The organism is Nonomuraea sp. B208 (assembly GCF_057536035.1).
Genome location: NZ_BAAJOU010000002.1, coordinates 34,943 through 55,781 on the forward strand (window position 1 = coordinate 34,943; position 20,839 = coordinate 55,781).

Consider the following 20,839-nt stretch of genomic DNA (forward strand, 5'->3'; position numbering starts at 1 on the left):
CGCCAATCTCCGAGGCCCTGCTGAAGATTATTTTCAGCGGGCTCGGGGTGCTACCGTGAATCCATGCAGCGCGCTCACGTCATCGCCACGACGACGCCGGACCCCGTCCCGGCGCGCTGACTCCACGCTTCCCGGGCGAACGCCCGGGACCGCTGGTCGTTCGCCCTTTCCCGCGAAAGGATGATCATGAACGACCATCGCAGACTCGGCCGCGAGCTCGGCATCTTCGACACCGACCCACTCATCGGCTCCGGCCTGCCCTACTGGCTGCCCGCCGGCGCGGCGGTGCGCAAGGCCGTCGAGGACTACGTGCACGAGCTCGAACGCCGCAACGGCTACCAGCACGTCAACTCGCCCGTCCTCGGCAAACGCGAGCTCTACGAGCGATCCGGCCACTGGGCCCACTACGCCGAGGACATGTTCCCGCCGATGAGCGTCGGCGGCGAGGAGTTCGTGCTGCGCCCCAGCCTGTGCCCGCACCACGCGATCGTCTACCGCTCCCGGCAGCGCAGCCACCGCGACCTGCCGCTGCGCCTGGCCGAGCTGGGCGGCATGTACCGCTCCGAGCCGTCCGGCGTGCTCGGCGGCCTCAGCCGGGTGCGCGCCATCCAGCTCAACGACGGCCACGTCTTCTGCCCGCCCGAGCGGGCCGCCGCCGAGGTCTCGGCCGCGCTCGACCTCATCGGGCAGGCCCACGCGCGCCTCGGCGTCGGCGCGGTCCGCTACCGGCTGTCGCTGCGCGGCGAGGGCGGCAAGTACGTCGACGACCCCGCCATGTGGGCCCGCTCGGAGTCCCTGCTGCGCGAGGTGCTGGACGAACGCGGCCAGGACTACGACGAGGAGCCCGGCGAGGGCGCCTTCTACGGCCCGAAGATCGACATCCAGATCACCGACCCGGCCGGCCGCGAGAGCACCCTGTCCACCGTCCAGGTCGACCTCTACCAGCCCGCCCGCTTCGACCTCGCCTACGTGGGCCCCGACGGACCGAGGCGGCCCGTCATGGTGCACCGCAGCGTCGTCGGCGGCCTCGAACGCCTGGTCGCGCACCTGATCGAGGTGCACGCGGGAGCGTTCCCCGCCTGGCTCGCGCCGGTGCAGGCCGTGGTGCTGCCGCTGTCGGACGCCGAGCTGCCCGCCGCCGACGGACTGCTGCGCCGCTGCCTGGCCGCCGGGCTGCGGGCCGAGCTGGCGCCCGCCGACCGGGGCAGCCTCGCGGCCAGGATCAGGGCGCACCGGTTGGTGCCGTACCAGCTGGTGGTGGGCCCGCGGGAGGCGGCGGCCGGCGGCGCGTCGGTGCGGCTGCGGGACGGCGGCCAGGCGGGGGACGTGCCGGTCGAGCGGCTCGCCGCCGAGGCGCGGCCGTTCCCCTGACCGGCTCCGCGGGCGGTGCGCTACGCGAGGGCGGTGAACCGCCGCGCGTTGCGCACCGCGGCGCCTCCCGGGTCGTTGTTGAAGTACACGTACGCCTCGTCCCAGCCCGCCTCGCGCATCCGGGCCGCCCACGCCGACAGCACGGGCTCGCCGTACTCCCAGCCGTCGGCGGCCTGGTGCAGGCGTACGTACCCCCAGTCGGCGGTGCGCCAGAGCGGGCTGACCGGCCGGTCCAGCCGGTCAGCCCAGCACAGGGCCGCGCCGCGCGCCTCCAGGACGCCCTTGACCTCGTCGGTCCACCAGGACTCGTGCCGCGGCTCCACCGCCACCCGCACCCCGCCGGGAAAGCAGGCCAGGCACTGGTCCAGGCGGCCGGGCTCGGCCCGCAGGGTCGGCGGGAGCTGCAGCAGGATCGGGCCCAGCTTCTCCTTCAGCCCCGAGGCCGCGTCCATCAGCCGCCGCACCGGCTCCTCGGGATCCCGCAGCCGCTTGATGTGCGTGAGGAACCGGCTCGCCTTGACCGCCATCACGAACCCGTCCGGCGTGCGCTCCCGCCAGGCGGCGAACGTCTCCTGCCGGGGCAGCCGGTAGAAGGCGTTGTTGCTCTCGACGGTGGGGAACTCGGCGGCGTACGCCTCCAGCCAGAGCCGCTGCGGCACCCCCTCCGGGTACAGCACCTCCCGCCAGTCCTTGTACTGCCAGCCCGAAGTGCCCACCAACCATGTCACGGCTTTACGCCTACCCTGACCCCCGCCGTGCAGTACTGTCACTATTCGTCAGGCGAGGAGGACCAACACGCGATGGGCGCCAATCACGCTCACGGCCCGGCCGCGCCCCTGTCGCGGCGCACGCTCATGGCCGGTCTGGCGGTTCTGGTGCCGCTGGCGATCGTCACGCTGGCGGCACTGATCTGGCTCTGGCCGGAGGGCGGCCAGTCCGCGGCCCCGGCGGAGACCGGCACCCAGAGACTCGGCGGCACCGTCACCGCCGTCACGCTCACGCCCTGCGCGGCCGTGAGCGAAGGCGCCCCCAGGCCCGACCCCGCCACCTGCGGCAAGGCCACCGTCAAGCTCGGCGAGGGGCCCGACACCGGCAAGGACGTCGAGCTCCGCCTGCCCAGCGGGCCCGGATCGCAGCGTTTCGCCGCGGGCGACGCGGTGATCCTGCTGCGCGCCCCCGACGGCGGCTACCAGCTCTCCGACCACGACCGGGGCATGCCGCTGCTGCTGTTCGGGCTGGCGTTCGCGCTCGCGGTGATCGCCTTCGGCCGCTGGCGCGGGGTGACCGCGCTGGCGGGGCTGGCGGTGACGTTCGTGCTGCTGCTGACGTTCGTGATCCCCGGCATCATCGAGGGCAAGCCGCCCATCCTGGTCGCCGTCGTCGGCGCGGCCGCGATCATGCTGACCGTGCTCTACCTCACGCACGGCTTCTCGCCGTCCACCACGACGGCCGTGCTCGGCACGCTCGCCGCGCTGGCGCTCACCGCCGGGCTGTCATCCGCGGCGCTGGCTTTCGCCCAGCTCAACGGCGCCACCGACGACGTCGCCGTCACCGTCGGCATGAGCCTGCCCATCGACACGCGGGGCCTGCTGCTGGCCGGGATCATCATCGGCGCGCTCGGCGTGCTCGACGACGTCACCGTCACCCAGGCGGTCACGGTGACCGAGCTGGCGCAGGCCAACCCCTCCTACGGCTTCGTACGCCTCTACCGGGCCGCCTCCCGGGTGGGGCGGGCGCACATCGCCTCGGTGATCAACACGATCATCCTGGCGTACGCGGGGGCGTCGCTACCGCTGCTGCTGCTGTTCAGCATCGGCTCCCAGCCGCTGGGCGAGGTGCTGACGACGCCGGTGGTCGCCCAGGAGATCGTCCGCAGCATCGCGGGCACGCTCGGCCTCATCTCGGCCGTGCCCGTCACGACGGCGCTGGCCGCGTTCGCCGCCTCCCGCCGCGCCCGCTCCGCTCCCGAGCAGGCCGGGCCGGCCGAGGACGAGCCCGACGACTTCTTCAGCCGCCGGGACGACGCCGACGACGACGACTTCTTCAGCCGGGTGGGCGGCGACGGGCACGTGGTCGCGGCGGGCGAGGCCGAGCGCCGTGAGTCCCCGGTGCCGGAGGGCGGCTTCTTCACCCCGGCCCCGCAGCGTCCCGGCGGCCCGTCCGCGCTGCGCCCCGACCCGCACCCGGCCTACCCGTCGTCCGGCGCGAGCGACGCCCACGCCCAGCCGCCCGCCGGACGCCGCGGCTCCCGCCACCGCCGCCGCGCCTGACCGGCGCGAAGGGTCAAGTCAGTACGCCTCGGCGCTGCCGTCCACCCGCAGCTTGCGCCGGGCCCGCTCGTAGAAGGTGGTGCCGACCCGCACCACCTTGGCGGCCCCCGGCCACGCGCTGACCGTGATCGAGTCGCCGGGGCACAGGTGGCCGACGACCCTGCCGTCCACCTCGACCGCGAGCCGCCCGCTGGTGGGCAGCACCTCCAGCGTCACCTCCTCGTCCGCGGGCAGCACCAGCGCCCGGTTGAACGACGAGTGCGCCGCCGCGGGCACCACCAGCACCGCCTCCACCCGCGGCGAGACGATCGGCCCGCCCGCAGAGAAGCTGTAGGCGGTGGACCCGGTGCTGGTCGCCACGATCACCGCGTCGGCGGAGAACCGGACGAAGTCGCTGCCCGACGGGGTGACGGCCACGCCCGCGAGCCCTTCGCCGGGGATGCGGACGAGCGCGATGTCGTTGAAGGCGGTCACGTGCGCGTCCGCCACCCGGCTTCTGATCGCCATCCGCGGCTCGACCGTGTAGCGGTGCCCGTCGATGGCCGACAGGGTGTCCGCCAGCTCGTCGACGTCGATCTCCGCGAGGAACCCGAGCCGCCCGAGGTTGACCCCCAGGATGGGCGTCGGCCGCCCGGCCAGCAGCCGCATGGTGCGCAGCATCGTCCCGTCGCCGCCGAGCCCCACCAGCAGGTCGGACCGCTCGACCAGCGTGTCGGCGTCCACCGCGACGGCGCTGCAGTCGATCCGCCCGACCTCCTCGGGCAGGCCGAGCACCGTGGCGTCCTTGGCCCCCGCCCAGCGCAGGATGGTGTCGATCGCCTTCTTCGAGTCGCGCTCCGGATGCAACACCAGCCCGACCGTCCCGACCATGCCCATAGGGCCAGCCTATGCGGTGCCCCTCCTCCGCTACGGTCGAGGGCATGCGGCTTCATGTGGGATGCGCGATGTGGACGCACGCGAAGTGGCCGGGGCGGTTCCTGCCGCCCCACCTGCCGGCGGGGGAGCGGCTGGGCGCGTACGCGACCTGGTGCAACGCGGTCGAGGGCAACACGACCTTCTACGCCACCCCGTCGCGCGACACCGTGGAGTCGTGGGCGCGGCAGACGCCGCCGGACTTCCGGTTCGTGGTGAAGTTTCCCAAACCGGTCACGCATGAGCGGCGGCTGGTGGACGCCGACGAGCCGGTGCGGGCGTTCCTGGAGGCGATGGAGCCGATCGCGTCGCGGACGCACGCGCTCTGGGTGCAGGTGCCCGGCTCGTTCGGGCCCGGCGACCTGGGGGCGCTGGCGGCGTTCCTGCGCCGGGTGCCGCGCTCCTACCGGTGCGCCGTCGAGGTGCGGCACCCGGCGTTCTTCGCCGACGCCCGCGCCGAGCGGTCGCTGGAGCGGGTGCTGGACGCGGCCGGGGCCGAGTGGGTGCCGTTCGACACGACGGCGCTGTTCGCCGCGCCGCCGACCAGCGACGCCGAGCGCGACGCGTGGACCAAGAAGCCCAGGATGCCGCGCAGGACGCGCGCGCTGACCGGGCATCCGATCGTCCGCTACCTCGGCCGCGACGCCACCGAGCGCACGGTGGAGGGCTGGCGGCCGTGGCTGGACACGGTCACGGCGTGGCTGCGCGAGGGCCGCTCGCCGACGGTGTTCGTGCACACCCCTGACAACGCCGACGCCCTGGAGCTCGCCCGGCGCTTCCACGACGAGGTACGCGCCCGCCTGCCCGAGCTGGAGCCGCTGCCCGAGCCGATGCCGCTGCCCGCCGAGGACGAGCCCCTGACCCTCTTCTGAGCCGGGCGCCCGGCTCAGACACGCGGCGGGCGGGCGCGATCATGGGCCGCGGCCCATGATCGCGTAACCTTTCCAGGCATGACGGCCGACTCGCTGGCGCGACGGGTGACGGACCTGCTGGCGCCCCAGGTGCTGGTGATCCTCATGCCGCCGCTCGTCGGCCTCATCGCGCAGGGCTGGAGCGGGGCCGCGTGGGGCCTGGTGGCCTCGGCGCTGTGCGGCGGCGTCCCGGCGGCGGTGATCGCGGCCGGGGTGCGGTCGGGGCGGCTCGACTCCCACCACATCGTCGATCGGGCGCGGCGGGCCGGGCCGCTCATGGCGGCCGCGGCGGCGGTGCTCGTGGCGCTGCTGCTGCTCGTCCTGCTGGGCGCGCCGCTGCTGCTCGTGGCCACCGTGACCGCGATGCTGGTCGCGCTGGCCGTGACCGTGCCGATCACGCTTCGGTGGAAGATCTCCTTCCATGCCGCCGTGTCGGCGGGGACGGTCGTCGTGCTGGCGTACGTGCTGCCGTCCGCGCCGACGCTGCTCGCCGGGGCGGCGGTGGTGGCGCTGATCTGCTGGGCGCGGGTGCGGCTGACGCACCACACGTGGCCGCAGGTCGCGGCGGGCACGGCGGTCGGCGCGCTGACGACCTGGGCCACCCTGACCGCCTTCGGGCTGTGACCGCCCTCTGACCGCCGGAATAGGCGGGCTCGCGGCGGGGTTGCCGCGTTCATGGATACCGCAGCTCGCGGCCGGGTGCGCGTCGAGCGCACGGCCAAGCGTGTCAGGGCCTACCTGGGCGGGCGGGCGGTGGCCGACACCACCGCCGCCCTCCTCGTGTGGGAGGTCCCGTACTATCCGACCTACTACTTCCCGCTCGCCGACGTCGACGAGTCGGCGCTGAAGGCGACCGGCGCCACGAAGCGCTCGCCGTCGCGCGGCGAGGGCGTCGTGCACACCGTGACGAGCGGCGCCGCCGAGGCGCCCGACGCGGCGCTGACCTACCCGGACTCGCCGCTGGAGGAGATCCGCGGGCACGTCAGGTTCGAGTGGGACGCGATGGACGCCTGGTTCGAGGAGGACGAGGAGGTCTACGTCCACCCGCGCGACCCGTACACACGGGTGGACATCCTGCCCACCTCCCGCCACGTGCGGGTGGAGGTGGACGGCGTGACCGTGGCCGACTCGCGTGGCGCCCGCGTCCTCTTCGAGACCGGGCTGCCCGCCCGCTACTACCTGCCGAAGACGGACGTCCGGCTCGACCTGCTGGAGCACACCGACACGGTGACCCACTGCCCCTACAAGGGGACGGCCGAATACTGGTCCGTCAACGGGCAGCGGGACCTGGCCTGGTCCTACCGGACGCCGCTGCCGGAGAGCGAGCGGATCGCCGGGCTGATCGCGTTCTACAACGAGAAGCTCGACATCTACGTGGACGGCGAGCTCCAGGAGCGGCCGAGGACGAAGTTCTCCTAGGCGGCCGGCCGCCATTCGGGGTCGCGGCCGAGGTAGCGCAGCAGCGCGGCCACGTCGTCGTCGCCCTGCTCAGGGGCCAGGGCGGCGGCGTACGCGCCCCACGCGCGCAGCGGCTCGACGATCTCGCGGGCCACCCGCATGAGCGGCCGGGCCAGACCGGGCGTGAGCGGCGAGGGCGCGCCGGCCGCCACCGCGATGTCCCAGGCGTGCACGGCGGCGTCGAGCGCGCACGCGGCCATGCCGGACCAGGCCGTCATCCGGTGCGGCGGGACCGGGGTGGGCACCTCGGCGGCGTCGTGGTCGACGGCCGCCCAGGCGGCGGCCGCGCGGGTCAGCGCCGCCTCCAGGAACGCCGCCGGGTCCTGCTCCGGCTTGCCGGAGGGGGAGAACGGGTCGAAGTCCGGGCCGGGCTCGCCGGTGAGCGCGGCGGCGAACCCGAGCTGGTCGCCGGCCGCGTGCTGCAGGACGGCGGTGACGTTCCAGTCCGCGCAGGGCGTGGGAAGGTCCCAGCCGCCGGCGGGGACGGCGGCGACCGCCGTGCGCAGCGCCTCGTGTGCCTCGTCCAGAACGTCCCAGCCGCTGGTGATGCCGCTCATGTGTGAGTCCCCTTTCGTGGTGACTCCACTCTATCAGAACGGAATGCTTTGTTCCACTGTTTCTTCGTCCGGGGCGACGGTTCGCCGCCGCCCCGGACGCCTGATCAGTCGTTCGTCAGAAGCCGGGTGAGGACGCGGACGCCGAACTCCAGCCCCTCCACCGGCACCCGCTCGTCCTTGCCGTGGAACATACCGAAGTAGTCCAGGTCGGGCCGGAGCATGAGCGGCGCGAAACCGTAGCCCTTGATGCCGATCCTGGCGAACGACTTGGCGTCCGTCCCGCCCGCCATCACGTACGGCACCGGCCGCGCGAGCGGGTCCTCCGCCGTCAGCGCCCCGGCCAGCTCGTCGAAGAACGCCGACGGGTACGGCGCGTCCGGCGCGTCCTCCAGGTTGACGAACTCGCGGGTGACCTTCGCCCCGAGCAGCTCGTCGATCGTCTCCAGGAACTCCTCGCGCAGCCCCGGCAGGTAACGCCCGTCCACGTGCGCCTCCGCCGTCGAGGGGACGACGTTCACCTTGTAGCCGGCGTCCAGCATGGTCGGGTTGGCCGAGTTGCGGATCTGGCTCTTGAACAGGCTGCCGAGCGGGCCGAGCCGGGCGGCCTCCTCGTCCAGCCGGTCCAGGTCCACGGGCCGGCCGGTGACCTCCCCGAGCTCCTTCAGCAGCGCCGCCACCGACGGCGTCAGCCGTACCGGCCAGCGGTGCGAGGCGACGCGGGACAGGGCGTGCACCAGCGTGGCGACCGGGTTGTCCACCGGCGGGCGCGAGCCGTGGCCGGCCACGCCGTGCGCGGTCAGCTTCATCCAGGCGGTGCCGCGCTCGCCCACCGCGATCGGGTACACCCGGTGCCCGCCGGAGGCCACGCTGAACCCGCCGGACTCGCTGATCGCCTCGCTCACCCCGTCGAACAGCTCGCGGTGCTCGGTGACCGCGTGCCGCGAGCCGTGGTCGCCGGTCGCCTCCTCGTCGGCGAGGAACCCGAGCACCAGGTCCCGCCGGGGCCGCGCGCCGCGCGCCGCCATGCCGAGCACGGCCGCGAGGGTCATCGCGCACGAGCCCTTCATGTCGACCGCGCCGCGCCCGTACACGCAGCCGTCCACGATCTCGCCCGAGAACGGGTGCATCCGCCACTCGGCCGGGTCGGCCGGCACCACGTCCAGGTGGCCGTGGACGAGCAGCGCGTCCGGCGAGTCGCCGGCGATCCTCGCGACGACCGTGGTCCGCTTCGGCGCCGCCTCGAACACGACCGGCTCCAGACCGGCGTCGGCCAGCAGGGTGGCGGTGTACTCGGCCGCGGGGCGTTCCCCCGATCCCGGATTGGTGGTGTCGAACCTGATCAGATCCGAGCAGATCTCGGCGACGCTCTTCACGCTCGTCCCTTCAGGGTCAGCGGCGGCACCTCGGGCGTCTCCATGCCGAAGATCAGCCCGTAGAAGGCCAGCTCGGCCTCCAGCGTCGCGACGATGGTCTCCTCTCTGCGCCAGCCGTGCTGCTCGCCGGGGAAGGTCAGCAGGGCCCACTCCTTGCCGTGCCGGTCCAGCTCGGCGGTGAAGCGCTCGGCCTGGCTCACGTCCACGATGGCGTCCTCCAGGCCGTGCAGCATCAGGCACGGGCCCGAGGCGCGGGCGGCGTTGAGCAGCGGGGAGCGCTCGGTGTAGCGCTGCCGGGTCTCCGGCAGCGGGCCCACCAGGCCGTCCAGGTAGCGGGACTCGAAGTCGTGCGTCTCGGCCGCCCAGCTCTCCGGGTCGGTGATCGCGTAGTGGGCGACGCCGCCCGCGAACACGTCGCTGTGCACCAGCGCGGCGACCGTCGTCCAGCCGCCCGCGCTGCCGCCGCGGATCGCCAGCCTGGCGGCGTCGGCGCGGCCCAGCTCGACCAGGCCGCGCGCCACCACCGCGCAGTCCTGCACGTCCACCACGCCCCACTGGTGGCGCAGCCGCTCCCGGTAGGCGCGGCCGTAGCCGGTCGAGCCGCCGTAGTTGACGACGGCGACGCCGATGCCGCGGCTGGTGAAGTAGGCGATCTCCAGGTCGAGCACGATCGGCATGTGTCCGGTGGGGCCGCCGTGCACGAAGATCACGTACGGGGCCGGCCCCGCGGGCGCCCCGGACGGCGGGTAGAGGTGCGCGTGCACGCCCTCGACCGTCACCGCCTCCGGGGCGGGCAGCAGCGCCCGGTCCGGCAGCGGCTTGGGCGCCGAGACGACCTCGGGCGCGCCGCCGTCCAGGTCGAGCAGCACGACCTCCAACGGCGTGTACGGCGTCGCCGACACCCCCGCCACCCGCCGGTCCGCCACCGACACGGTCGAGGCCCAGTACGTCGCCTCCCCGCCGATCTCGCGCAGCTCGCCGCTCCCCGGGTCGAGCACGCCGAGCCTGCGGTGGTCGGCCGTGCCGTACAGGGCCGCCAGCCGCCCGTCCGCCGCGACGGCGAAGAACGACATGCCCGGCTTCCACGTGGCCGCGCCGAACTCCGACTCCATCGGCGTGAGGTTGACCGAGGGGGAGCCGTCGAGGGGCACGAGGTGGATGTTCCACCAGCCGGTGGGGTCGGTCACCGCGTACAGGCTCGCCCCGTCGCGCCACTCCGCCTGGGCGACAGACTCGCTCGGGCCGCCCGCCACCACGCGGTGCTGGCCCGCCGTGCCGTCCGCGCCGAGCGGGGCCACGCACAGCTCGGTGCCGTCCCACGGCATGTTCGGGTGGTCCCAGCCGATCCAGCAGACGTGCCGGCCGTCCGGCGACAGGCGGGGGTTCATGAGGAAGTGCTGGGCCTTCGCGACCACCCGGACCTCGCCGCCCGCCAGCGGCACCGCCACCAGGTCGCGGACGTCGTCCACCTCGCGCACCGCCCACACCTCGTCGCGGCCCGGCGGCAGGTACAGGTCGGCGTACCTGGCGGGGCCCTCCGGGGTGAGCGGGACCGGCTCGGCCCCGCCGTCGCGGCGGTAGAGGCGCTGGTCGGCCCAGTTCGTGAAGACCAGGCCGCCGCCGGGCAGCGGGCGCCAGGAGCGGCCGCCGTACTCGACCACCCGGTTGCGGGCGTTCCAGCCGGGCGGCAGCGCGTCCGTACGCGTGCCGTCCGGCAGCCTGCGCACCACGCACCGGCGGCCGCCCTCGTGGGGACGCGGCTCGTCCCACCACACCTCGACGCCGGCGGGCGTGGCCACCGCCTCCACCCACTGGGGGCCGCCGTCGGTACGGGCCACGTCGATCGGTCGAATACTCATGAACTCACCAATTGCCATCACTACTGTAGGGAAGGGACTGCTCGGGCGGGTGCAGCACGTACGCGATGCCGCCGCTGCCCGAGCCCCGCAGCCACACGTTCTCGAACGCGGCCCGCGGATACACCCGCCGCACCTCGCCGTCGGGCACGGCCGGGTCGTTCACGATCACGTCGCCGGCCGCGGTGAAGCCGGTGACGACGTGGATGTGGCCGTTCGTGGAGTAGCCGGAGCCGGGCAGCTCGTGCGCCTTGAACGACTGCGACGTGATCACCGGGATGCCGGCCCTGACGAACAGCTCCAGCTCCGCCGCCGAGCGCAGCCGCGTCACGAACCCGGCCAGCCCGTAACGGCCCGCGTAGGCCACGTTGAACGGCCAGTTGCCGGTGCCCTGGTAGCTCTCGTCGTAGGCGCCCAAGGCCGCGTGGTCCACGGCCGGGGCAGGATCGTCCGCCCCCACCCACGCCAGCTCCTCCGGGCCGGGGCCGCGTCCCCAATAGCCGAGCACCATGGCCACCGACGCCGGGCCGCACCAGTTCGCGCCGCCGCCGTCGAAGCGCGGATGGTGGCCGGCGTGCGCGTGCTGCCAGTGCCGGGGGACCGCCAGCTCCACCGGCTCGGCGGCGAGCGGCGCGCTCGGCGTGACCGGCCGGCGCGGCACGGCCGAGGCCATCACGCCCAGCCCGGTCACCCGCGCGGGCCCGTGCCGGACGATCCGCACCTGGTAGGCGGTCACCGGCCGGCGCGCCACGAACGTGTCCACCGCCACGTCGCCGTCCTCGTCGCCCTGGCCGGGCACCGACGTGCGGGGGGCGCCCTGCTCGGACCAGCGGCCCATCACGTACCACTTGGTGAGCGCTCCCGACGGGACCCTGGCCCGGAGCGCGATCTCGATCCAGGCGCCCGGCGGGGTGCGCGCGGTCCAGGAGGGGACGAGCTGGGTGGCGGGGAAGCCGATCTCGCGTTCCTCGCCGGTCCACACGTCGCCCGCGGGCTCGCCCGTTGCCGGGGGCACGGCGAAGCGGGCGAAGGAGACGCGGGCGAGATCGACGGTGAGCACCAGGCACATTGTGGTTTCGTCCCCGGATGCCGCACATCGGATGGTTTACGTACCGGCCTGGGCGGGGGCGTTCCCCGGCGGCTTCCCGGCGGCGGAATTGTGTCGGTGTTGATCTCTAATGTGCGGGCCATGACTCAAGCCGTACAGGCCTACTCCTACGCGGGCCACTCCACCCTCACCGACGGCAGGCTCGGCCTCTCGACCTCCGGCGGCACCGCGCTGTCCGGCCCGCAGGCGCACCCCCGCTTCTTCAGCGGCCTGCTCACCCACGCCGCCCCGGCCGCCGCCGGGCTGCTGGCCGTCGCCGACGTCGCGCTCACCCGCTACCACCAGCCCCGCCCCGGCTGGACCCGCGACCCGGTGGTGACCTGCGACGGCGACCGGCTCAGGTTCGAGTCGTTCTCCGCCTGCGGCGGCGTCTACGCCCGCCTCGACGTGCTGGAGCTCGACGGCGACGTCCTCGACCGGGGCACCACCAACGTCGACGTCAACGGCCCGCTGCGCGAATCCCTCGCCAGGGTCGGCGGGCGCGACCCGCTCCACCTCGGCGTCGGACCCGACGAGCTGACCGTCACCACCCTCGACGGCGCCGTGGTCGAGAAGAAGGTGCCGCTGCCCGAGCGGTGGCTGCGCGGCTTCGCCGAGGTGCAGGTGATCGCCGCCGGGTTCGACCTGCGCGCCGAGCTGGCGGGGCCGCAGGCGGTCCGCTTCCTGCGCTCCCTGCCGCGCGGCGCCCGCTCGACCGTCTGGGCCGTCCCGTCCGGGCGCGACCTGCGCCTGTCCTCCGGGCCCGCGCGCGGCGGCGTCTGCCTGTCCGGCACCGGCCGCGTCGCCACCCTCCTGCCGCTGCTGCGCTTCGCCAAGAAACTCCGCGTGTACGGCCCCGCCGACGGCTCCTCCACCGCCGGCGCCTGGGAGCTGGAGCTGCCCGGCATGCGCTACACGCTCGCCGTCTCGCCCGAGCCGTGGCGCGGCTTCTCCGGCGAGGGCGCCGTCCTGTCCGACCTCGCCACCGACGAGGCCGCCGGCGACGCCGACCTGGTCGGCATGCTGCTCAACTTCGAGCCGACGGTCGAGCTCGGCCTGCTCGCCGACCGCTCCGGCCTGCCGGTCGAACGCGTCCGCGCCGCGCTCACCCAGCTCGGCGTCGCCGGGCGCGTCGGTTACGACCTGCACGAGGCCGCCCACTTCCACCGCGAGCTGCCGTACGACCGCGACCAGGTCGCCCAGCTCAACCCCCGCCTCACCGCCGCCCGCCGGCTGGTCGCCTCCGGCGCGGTGCGCCTCATGGGCGCCGACGCGGCCGAGGTCACCACCGACGGCGGCGTGCGCCGGGTGCGCATCGAGTCGGGCGAGTGCACCTGCACCTGGTGGTGGGACCACCGGGGGTCGCGCGGCCCCTGCAAGCACGTCCTCGCCGCCCGCATCGCCGCCCGCCCCGCCACCCTGCCCACCACCCTGCCCGAGCCGACCCCGTCCGAGGCCACCCCATGACCCCCACCCACTCCCCACCCACCCGGCCCCCGGCCCCCTCTTCCCCTGGGGACCTCGTCCGGGTGGGTGGGGAGGCGGATGGGCCTGAGGGAGCTCCCAGGCTCCCGCTCCTCCTCCTGGGAACGTCGCTCGGGCGGATGGGGATCCTGCTCCGAGCCCCGCCCCCGGGCATCCCACTCCGGGCCCTTCTCTCTCCGGGGACCTTGCCCGGGCGGAGGGGCCTGATGAGGCTCCTGCCCCGAGTCCCGTCACCCCGGCCCCCTCTTTTCCTGGGGACCTTGCCCGGAAAGGGGCGTGGGCGGGGGCGGTGGTGGCGATCGACAGTGGGGATCCGAAGCTTGTCGCCGACCACGTCCTGAGCCTGGACGCGGCAGGACGCAAGGCGGTGGCCGCCGCACTGCCGGCGCATCTCCCCGTCGTACGGGGCAGCGCCGCACCCGGCGACGAAGCATGGATCGACCCCATGCGCGTCGCCGGCGCGGGCACCATCTCCGGCGCCGCCGCCACCGTCGCCTGGCTCAACCGCCGCGACTTCCAGGACCGCCGCCACGAGGCCCCCGACGCCACCCCCATCCTGGTACGCGTCCTGTCGGCCCGCCCGCCCGCCTGGCAGGCCGACTTCGCCACCCGCGCCGCGCTCAGGCTCCCCGGCCGCACCCGTGGCAGCCACCGCCGCTCCGGTGACGCGGGCGCCCTCGCGCTGGCCATGCTGCGCCACACCGGCGTCACCCCACCTGAGCACGACCCCCTCGTGGTCGAGTGGGCCGCGCGGCCGCCCACCGCCGACGGGCTGAGCCGCGACCCGCTGCTCGGCCACCTGCTGCCCCGGCTGTTCGAGGCGGAGGGCGTCGGCAGGGCGCTGCGCGACGAAAGCGGTGACCGTTCCGGCGCCTGGCTCGACGCGCTCACGACACTGGCCGGCGAGGGGGCCATCGACCGTGAGCTGCTGCTCGACGGCTGCGTACGCCGGTTCCTGCGCGGCGGCCCCGTGGTCGGCCTGCGCTTCTTCGCCCGCCTGCACGAGCGATTGGAGCCCACGTACGACGAGGTGCGCGAGCGCGCCCCCGCCTACCTGCGCCTGCTTCCCGCCGCGCCGGGCTCGGTCGCCGACCTGGCGCTGCGCCACCTGCGGCGGCTCGCCGAGCTGGGGCCGGAGGACGTGGGGGAGGCGGTGCGGGCGCTGCTGCCCCGCACGGAACGCCGGCTGGTGACGGCCGGGCTCGCCTGGCTCGACGAGTACGCGCGCGACCGGCACGCCGGGCTGGACGCGTTCGCGCCCGCGCTGGCGGACGCCTTCCGCTGCCCGTCGGCCGACGTGCAAGGGCGGGCGGTGCGGCTCGCGGTCACGCACGCCGGGCAGTTCGGGCCCGAGGGCGTCGCAGCCGTACGGGCCGGAGCCAGGGTGCTGCCCCGGGACCTCGCGGAGACCCTGGCGGCGGCGTTCGGCGGCGACGCGCACGCGGGGGTGCGGCGCGAGCACGACGCTTTCGTCCCCGTCCCGCTACCCGCCCCCCGGCCCCTCGCGCCACTGCCGCCCGCGCCCCGAACCGCCGCCGACCTCGCGGATCTCCCTCATCGGGACGACTGGCAGGCCATGGAACGGTGGCTGGCGGCCGTCGTACGGCTCCACGGCGAAGACCCCGGCGGCCTCGCAACGGCCCTGGCCGGACGCACCACCCGGAGGGCCGGAACCGGCGGCCCTCGGCACGAAATCGAGGCGTACTCGGAGGCGATCGCCGCCCTCACAGCGGAGGGGCCAACCGACCGGCCTGCGGCCCCGCCCGTGGATCGGCTTGCGGGCGCGTCCGTGGAACGCCTTACGGGCGGGCCTGCTGATTGGCCTGCGGCCCCGCCCGTGGACCAGCTCGTGGACCGGCCGGAAGGCCCCTCGCAGGGGCTTTCCGGGGAATCCCTGGACGGGGGCGTGAGCTCACTCGCCGGGAGGTCCCGTTTGCCCGCGCCCCACCTGTTCCTGCTGCGCCGCTGGGCCGAGGTGCGGGACGGGCTGCGTGAGGGGGCGTTGCCGCCGTTCCTGCTGGCCGAGCCCACCGAGCCGACCGGCCACCTCGATCCCGCCGAGCTGGTCGCCCGGCTGGAGTCGTACGAGCGCGCGGGCGTTCAGGCCATGCCCGCCGACCTGCAGCAGGCGCTGCTCCGGTTGCCCCGTGCCGTACCGCCCCAGGTGGTGGCCAGGGCCCGCGTGCTCACCTCAGCGGCAGGACGTACGGCGGCCCACTGGATGGACAGCGCCCGCCCCGAGCCGTTGACCACGATCGACTGGCCGGACGAGGGGTCGGGGGCTCTCGTGCCGCGCGTCCAAGCCGCCGCCACCGGGCTGCCGCTGATCGACCTGCTGTTCACAGCCCCCGGGCCGTATCCGGGCGAGGAGCACGGCGGCTGCCTGTCGTGGTGGCCGTACGTCATGCCGTCGGACCGGGAGGTGGTCGCGCAGCACTACCTGCCCCACCTGCGCGCTCGCGAGCGCGTCGGGCCGGGTGAGGCGCTGGCGCTCGCGGCGGCCGGCGGGCCGCCGGGGGAGGGCGTCGCGCTCGTGCTGGCCCACGTCGTCGCGGACCGGGTACGGGACGGCGCCCCGGAGCGGCGGGCCGGGCCGGTGGTGGAGCTGGCGGCGCGGGGCGCGCTGGACGGGGCCGGGCTCGGGCGCCAGCTCGGCCGGCTGCTGCGCCGGGGCTGGTGCAAGCCGGGCCCGGCGCTGGAGACGCTGGAGGCCGCGGCGGCGCTGGGCGCGTACCGGCAGGTGTGGGAGGTCGTGACCGGGTTGCTGGAGACGTTCCTGCCGGGGCCGGAGGAGCGGCCGGCCGCGCGGCACGCGCAGGTGCTCACGTTCGCCCTGCGCGCGGCGCGGTGGGCCGGGGCGCGCGGGGCGGTGCCGCGCGTGGCGGAGGCCGCCGCGCGCCGGGCGTCGAACAACTTCGTACGCGAGGCGCGGCGGCTCCACACCCATCTGACGTGAGCGGTGTGCCGGAGCTCAGAGGTAGAGGCCGGTGGACTCGTCGCCCTGGGCGGGGGTGAACTCGCGGCCGGCGCGCAGCGCGTACAGCTCCGCCAGGGTCGCCCCCGACGGGCCCACGCCGTCGGACCTGCCGAGCCAGGCGACGGCCTCGTCCCTGCTCAGCGGCCCGACCTCCAGCTGGGTCAGGCACCGGCCCGGACGGACGACGGCCGGGTGGAGCCGGGCGAGGTCCTCGTTGGTGGTGATGGCCACCAGCACGTCCCGGCCCTGGCCGAGCAGGCCGTCGGTCAGGTTGAGCAGCCGCGACAGGCCCTGACCCGCCTGCGCCTTCGCGCCCGAGCTGATCAGCTCGTCGCAGTCCTCCAGGACGAGCAGCCGCCAGCGCTGCGCGTCCTCGTCGGTGTCGTAGCCGACCGCCACCTCCATGAGGTAGCCGGGCTCGTTGAACAGGCGCTCCGGGTCGAGCACGCAGTCGACCTGGCACCACTCGCGCCACTGCTTGGCGAGCGTGCGCAGCAGCGTGGTCTTGCCGGTGCCGGGCTGGCCGTGCAGCAGGATGAGCCGGCCGTTGACGTCGGCCGGGGTGATCGACATCAGCCGGTCAAGGGCGGGACGCACCTTGCCGGAGTAGTTCTGGCTGATCTCCGGCCAGGGCTGGGCGGTGATCGGCTTCTCCGAACGCGTGCCCCCGTGCGTGCCCCGCCACCAGAAGCCCATGTCGACATGGTCGGCCTCGGGCACGGCCTCCTCGGCGCCCTCGATGCTCTCGCGCAGCACCGACTTGGCCAGCTCCTCGTCGATCGCCGTGACGCTGACCGTGGCCGTGCGGTTGCGGTGGCGCACCACGCGCAGCGTCCAGCCGTCGCCGCAGATGAGCCGCGACTCCGTGCCGTCCTCGACCCGCGCCGTACGCAGCACCCGGCCGCCCTTGGGGGCGAGCGGCGCATCGGAACGCACGCGCTCCAGGTTCGCCAGCCGGGACCACGGCTGGGCGCCCGTCGCGAACGGCGACAGCGCCAGGGCGTCGATCACGTCGATGGCGGAGTCGGCGTCGTCGATCCAGATGTTCATCGGAAGCTCCGAAGACTCCGGGCTGGGGAACGGCACCTCCTTAATCACAGACATAGCGTCCATGATCTAGTCAGCCGGGCTCAAATGTCGAAGGTTTTTGCCTGCCGATCTGGTTAGTTCTTGCTGAGCGAACCGGTCTGCGTGACGAGGCCGAGGCCCGGCTCGTCGCGCCAGGTGTAGCCGAGCGTGCCGTCGGAGCGCAGGTCGAGCCAGATGGTGCCGGCGATGCAGCCGCCCTCGTTCGCGCCGAGGGAGAAGGTGAGCCGGGTGTCCTCGACCTGAGTGAGGGTGATCATGCCCTTGCACTTGCCGCCGTTGTTGTCCTCGCGCCATTCGGCGATGGACTCGCCCTTCTTCATGCGTACCTCGTTGTCGGCGCCGTCGCCGTCCAGCGGGTTGGTGCTGGTGGTGTGGCCGGACCAGTCGCCCGCGAAGGCGGCCGGGATCTTCAGGCCGGCGGCGGGGCGGGAGGGGGCGCTGGTGCCGCTGCCGGAGCCCGGGGTGGCGGGGGAAGTGGTGGCGGGCGGGGCGGCCGACGGGGAACGGCCGGTGTCGGTGAGGCGGTCGGGAGGCCGGTTCAGCAGGACGACGGCGACGACGGCGGACGCCGCCAGGACCGCCGCCACGCCCACCGCGCCCATGACCAGCCCCCGGGGCCGGGAACGGCCCGGCACCGTGTCGGCCTGCGGACGCGGAGACGCCCCCACGGGCGCGTCGGAAGAAGCCGGGGGCTGAGCGACGGCAGGGGCCGGGGAGTGGGAGGGACCGGGGGCGACGAGGGCGACCATCAGCTGTTGTGCTGTGGGACGCCGTCCCGGGTCCTTCGACAGGCAGGCGGCCAGCAGCTCCCGCAACCGCTCCGGTAACGCCGACAGATCGGGCTCGGCGTGCAGCACCCGGTGCAGCACCGCCGGCACGGTGTCGGCCCCGAACGGGCTCACCCCCGTCCCCGCGTACACCATCGACGCCGCCCACGCGAACACGTCCGAGGCCGCCGACGCGGGCGTGCCGTTGATCTGTTCGGGCGCGAGGTAGGCGGGCGTCCCGATGATCCCGGACGTGAGCGTCGCCGAGCCCTCCGCCCGCGCGATGCCGAAGTCCACCACGCGCGGCCCGTCCGGCCCCAGCAGGACGTTGCCGGGCTTGAAGTCGCGGTGCACGATCCCCGCCGCGTGGATGGCGGCCAGGGCGGTGGCGGTGCCGACGATCAGCCGTTCGAGCTCGCCGCCGCGCAGCGGCCCGCGTTCGCGCACCCGCTCGGCCAGCGAGGGGCCGTCCACGTACTCGCTCACCACGTACGGCCGAGGCCCGTCAACGGAGGCGTCGAGGACCCGCGCCGTGCAGAAGGAGGCGATGCCCTCCAGCGCGTCGAGCTCGCGGGCCAGCCGGGCCCGCGTCTCCCGGTCGCCCGCGCTCAGCAGCTTGACCGCGACCGGGTCGCCGCCCCCGGCCGGATGCGCGAGGTAGACCACGCCCTGCCCGCCCTCGCCGAGCCGCCCGGCCAGGCGGTATCCGCCCAGCGATTCCGGGTCGTCCGGGGCGAGGGGGTGCACCATGGCGGATACGTTACCGGTCCTCCTGCGTCGGGAAAGATCGCCAGGTACCTTGTTGCCCCGTGTCAAACAGCTCCTTACACGGAGGTAACGGGGAAATGTCCAGGGTCACGGTCCGTGAGCGCCTGCGGTACTGGTTCGACAACACGATGTCCAAAGGCACCGCCTCGCTGATCGGGTGGCTGGCCGTCGTGTCGGTGGCGCTCATCGTGACGGTGACCGGGTTCGCACTGTGGCTGGCGCCGGGCGAACCGGACGGCACGGGCCGTGTGGGCGAGGTCTTATGGATCACGCTCATGCACGCGCTCACCCCGAGCAAGGTGGCGAGCGACAAGGGCTCGGCCGCGTACCTGGCGGTGATGTTCGCCGGCTCGCTCGGCGGCCTGTTCATCGTCAGCATGCTCGTCGGCCTGCTGTCCAACGGGCTGAAGCAGAAGGTGGACCGCCTGCGCAGGGGGCGCTCGCGGATCGTGGAGTCCGGCCACACGGTGGTGCTCGGCTGGTCGGACCAGGTGTTCACGATCGTGGGCGAGCTGGTCAAGGCGCACGCCAGCCAGAAGCGGTCGGCCGTCGCGATCCTCGCCGACCGCGACAAGCTGGACATGGAGGAGGACCTTCGCGAGCACCTCGGCGACCTCGGGCGTACCCGGCTGGTCTGCCGCACCGGCAAGCCCACCGAGCCGCACGACCTCGCGCTCATGAACCTCGCCGCCGCGCGGAGCGTCGTCGTGCTCTCGCCCGAGGGCGAGGACCCGGACGCGCACGTCATCAAGATCCTGCTCGCGCTGGCCAAGCGCGAGGGCGCGCACCCGCCGGTGGTCGCCGCGCTCACCTCCGGCCGCAACCTCGCCGCCGCCCGGCTGGCCGGCGGCCCCGACGTGCACCTCGTCGACTCCGACGACACCGCCGCCCGGCTCATCGTGCAGTCCTCCCGCCAGTCCGGCCTGTCCGTGGTCTGCATGGACCTGCTGAACTTCGACGGCGGCGAGATCTACCTGCGCACCCCGAAGAAGCTCGTCGGCGTCACCTACGGGGAGGCGCTGCACGCCTACCAGACCGCCTGCGTGATCGGCCTGCGCCGCCCGTCCGGCGTCGTGCTCAACCCGCCCGGCGACACCGTGATCGGCGCGGACGACCAGGTCATCGTCATCGCGGCCGACGACTCCCACGTACGTCTCGCCGCCGCCGGCCCGTCCGTGGACGAGTCCGCCATTGCCGCTCCCGCCGGGAGGCCGGCCCCCGCGCCCGAGCGCACGCTGCTGCTCAACTGGAACGGCCGCGCCGAGCGGATCGTCCGCCTCCTCGACGCCTACGTGGCGCCCGGCTCGGTCCTGGAGATCGCCGCCGGCGACCCGAGGGCCGGCGCCGGGCTGACCGGGCTGCGCAACCTCACCGTCAACGTCAAGGACTGCGACACCACCGACCGCTTCGCGCTGGAGTCGCTCGGCGTCGGCCTGTTCCAGCACGTCATCGTCCTGTCCGACGACCGGTTCGACCCGCATCACGCGGACACGCGCACGCTCATGACCCTGCTGCAGCTCCGGGACATGCAGAGCGCGCTCGGCGAGCACTACTCGATCGTCAGCGAGATGCACGACGAGAACAACCGCGCCCTCGCCGAGGTCACCGAGGCCGACGACATCGTCATCAGCGACACGGTCATCGGCCTGCTCCTGGCCCAGCTCGCCGAGAACCGCCACCTCGCCGAGGTGTTCGGCTGCCTCTTCGACTCACACGGCTCGGAGATCTATCCCCGCCCCGCCTCCTCGTACGTCAGGACCGGGACGGAGGTGACGTTCTCCACGGTGATCGAGGCCGCGCGGCGTCGCGGCGAGTCCGCCATCGGCTACCGCGCCTGCGCGGGCCGCGACGACCCGCCGCACTACGGGATCGTCCTCAACCCGGGCAAGTCCGACCCGATCGTCTTCGCCGAGGGCGACGCCGTCATCGTCCTCGCCGAACACTAGGGCCGAATCCCT

Annotated in this window: 15 protein-coding genes and 1 pseudogene; 8 read left to right on the forward strand and 8 right to left on the reverse strand. The window is 74.4% G+C overall.

What is annotated here, in order from left to right; all coding sequences use genetic code 11:
• Window positions 1-171: 171 nt before the first annotated feature.
• A pseudogene (gene thrS / locus AC27IY_RS00625) lies at window positions 172-1,371 on the forward strand (threonine--tRNA ligase); the annotation flags it as partial.
• A 20-nt stretch (window positions 1,372-1,391) separates the two neighbouring features.
• On the opposite strand, the gene AC27IY_RS00630 reads toward thrS, so the two are convergent.
• A complete protein-coding gene (locus tag AC27IY_RS00630) occupies window positions 1,392-2,099 on the reverse strand; it encodes a DUF72 domain-containing protein (RefSeq protein ID WP_487176744.1) in 708 nt (235 codons plus the stop codon).
• Window positions 2,100-2,171: 72 nt separating this feature from the next.
• On the opposite strand from AC27IY_RS00630, the gene AC27IY_RS00635 reads away from it, so the two are divergent.
• On the forward strand, window positions 2,172-3,641 hold the full coding sequence (locus tag AC27IY_RS00635; protein WP_487176745.1) for a YibE/F family protein: 1,470 nt from the start codon (window positions 2,172-2,174) through the stop codon (window positions 3,639-3,641).
• Window positions 3,642-3,659: 18 nt separating this feature from the next.
• Here the strand turns inward: AC27IY_RS00635 and AC27IY_RS00640 are convergent, their stop codons facing one another.
• Window positions 3,660-4,517 carry an NAD(+)/NADH kinase gene (locus tag AC27IY_RS00640; protein WP_344205729.1) on the reverse strand — a complete coding sequence of 286 codons (858 nt, stop codon included), beginning with the start codon at window positions 4,515-4,517 and terminating at the stop codon, window positions 3,660-3,662.
• Window positions 4,518-4,561: 44 nt separating this feature from the next.
• Here AC27IY_RS00640 and AC27IY_RS00645 point away from each other — a divergent pair, with 44 nt between their 5' ends.
• From AC27IY_RS00645 to AC27IY_RS00655, 3 genes are all read left to right on the forward strand, one after another.
• Window positions 4,562-5,425 carry a DUF72 domain-containing protein gene (locus tag AC27IY_RS00645; RefSeq protein WP_487176746.1) on the forward strand — a complete coding sequence of 288 codons (864 nt, stop codon included), beginning with the start codon at window positions 4,562-4,564 and terminating at the stop codon, window positions 5,423-5,425.
• Between the two features lie 78 nt (window positions 5,426-5,503).
• Entirely contained in the window at window positions 5,504-6,088 is a 585-nt protein-coding gene (locus AC27IY_RS00650) for a hypothetical protein (protein WP_423471979.1), read from the forward strand.
• A gap of 51 nt (window positions 6,089-6,139) precedes the next feature.
• Window positions 6,140-6,883 carry a DUF427 domain-containing protein gene (locus AC27IY_RS00655; protein WP_423447768.1) on the forward strand — a complete coding sequence of 248 codons (744 nt, stop codon included), beginning with the start codon at window positions 6,140-6,142 and terminating at the stop codon, window positions 6,881-6,883.
• Here AC27IY_RS00655 and AC27IY_RS00660 read toward each other — a convergent pair.
• From AC27IY_RS00660 to AC27IY_RS00675, 4 genes are all read right to left on the reverse strand, one after another.
• Window positions 6,880-7,479, reverse strand: a complete 600-nt coding sequence (locus AC27IY_RS00660) for a TIGR03086 family metal-binding protein (protein WP_487176747.1) — start codon at window positions 7,477-7,479, stop codon at window positions 6,880-6,882. The two genes, AC27IY_RS00655 and AC27IY_RS00660, sit on opposite strands and share 4 nt — an antisense overlap.
• A gap of 104 nt (window positions 7,480-7,583) precedes the next feature.
• On the reverse strand, window positions 7,584-8,852 hold the full coding sequence (locus tag AC27IY_RS00665) for a M20/M25/M40 family metallo-hydrolase (RefSeq protein WP_487176748.1): 1,269 nt from the start codon (window positions 8,850-8,852) through the stop codon (window positions 7,584-7,586).
• Window positions 8,849-10,711 carry a S9 family peptidase gene (locus tag AC27IY_RS00670; protein ID WP_487176749.1) on the reverse strand — a complete coding sequence of 621 codons (1,863 nt, stop codon included), beginning with the start codon at window positions 10,709-10,711 and terminating at the stop codon, window positions 8,849-8,851. The genes AC27IY_RS00665 and AC27IY_RS00670 overlap by 4 nt, the downstream gene beginning before the upstream one ends.
• Window positions 10,712-10,715: 4 nt before the next feature.
• Entirely contained in the window at window positions 10,716-11,777 is a 1,062-nt protein-coding gene (locus AC27IY_RS00675) for a C39 family peptidase (protein ID WP_487176750.1), read from the reverse strand.
• Between the two features lie 120 nt (window positions 11,778-11,897).
• On the opposite strand from AC27IY_RS00675, the gene AC27IY_RS00680 reads away from it, so the two are divergent.
• Both AC27IY_RS00680 and AC27IY_RS00685 read left to right on the forward strand, forming a co-directional pair.
• On the forward strand, window positions 11,898-13,262 hold the full coding sequence (locus AC27IY_RS00680) for an SWIM zinc finger family protein (RefSeq protein ID WP_487176751.1): 1,365 nt from the start codon (window positions 11,898-11,900) through the stop codon (window positions 13,260-13,262).
• Window positions 13,263-13,572: 310 nt separating this feature from the next.
• Complete coding sequence (locus AC27IY_RS00685) at window positions 13,573-16,236, forward strand: hypothetical protein (protein WP_487176752.1); 2,664 nt, start codon at window positions 13,573-13,575, stop codon at window positions 16,234-16,236.
• A gap of 15 nt (window positions 16,237-16,251) precedes the next feature.
• Here the strand turns inward: AC27IY_RS00685 and AC27IY_RS00690 are convergent, their stop codons facing one another.
• Entirely contained in the window at window positions 16,252-17,361 is a 1,110-nt protein-coding gene (locus AC27IY_RS00690) for a DUF5925 domain-containing protein (protein WP_091075230.1), read from the reverse strand.
• 59 nt (window positions 17,362-17,420) lie between these two features.
• The gene (locus tag AC27IY_RS00695) at window positions 17,421-18,863 is read right to left on the reverse strand and encodes a serine/threonine-protein kinase (RefSeq protein ID WP_487176753.1); all 1,443 of its coding nucleotides are present in this window, start codon (window positions 18,861-18,863) and stop codon (window positions 17,421-17,423) included.
• 95 nt (window positions 18,864-18,958) lie between these two features.
• Between AC27IY_RS00695 and AC27IY_RS00700 the strand changes: the two genes are divergently transcribed.
• On the forward strand, window positions 18,959-20,827 hold the full coding sequence (locus AC27IY_RS00700) for a CASTOR/POLLUX-related putative ion channel (protein WP_487176754.1): 1,869 nt from the start codon (window positions 18,959-18,961) through the stop codon (window positions 20,825-20,827).
• Window positions 20,828-20,839 lie beyond the last annotated feature (12 nt).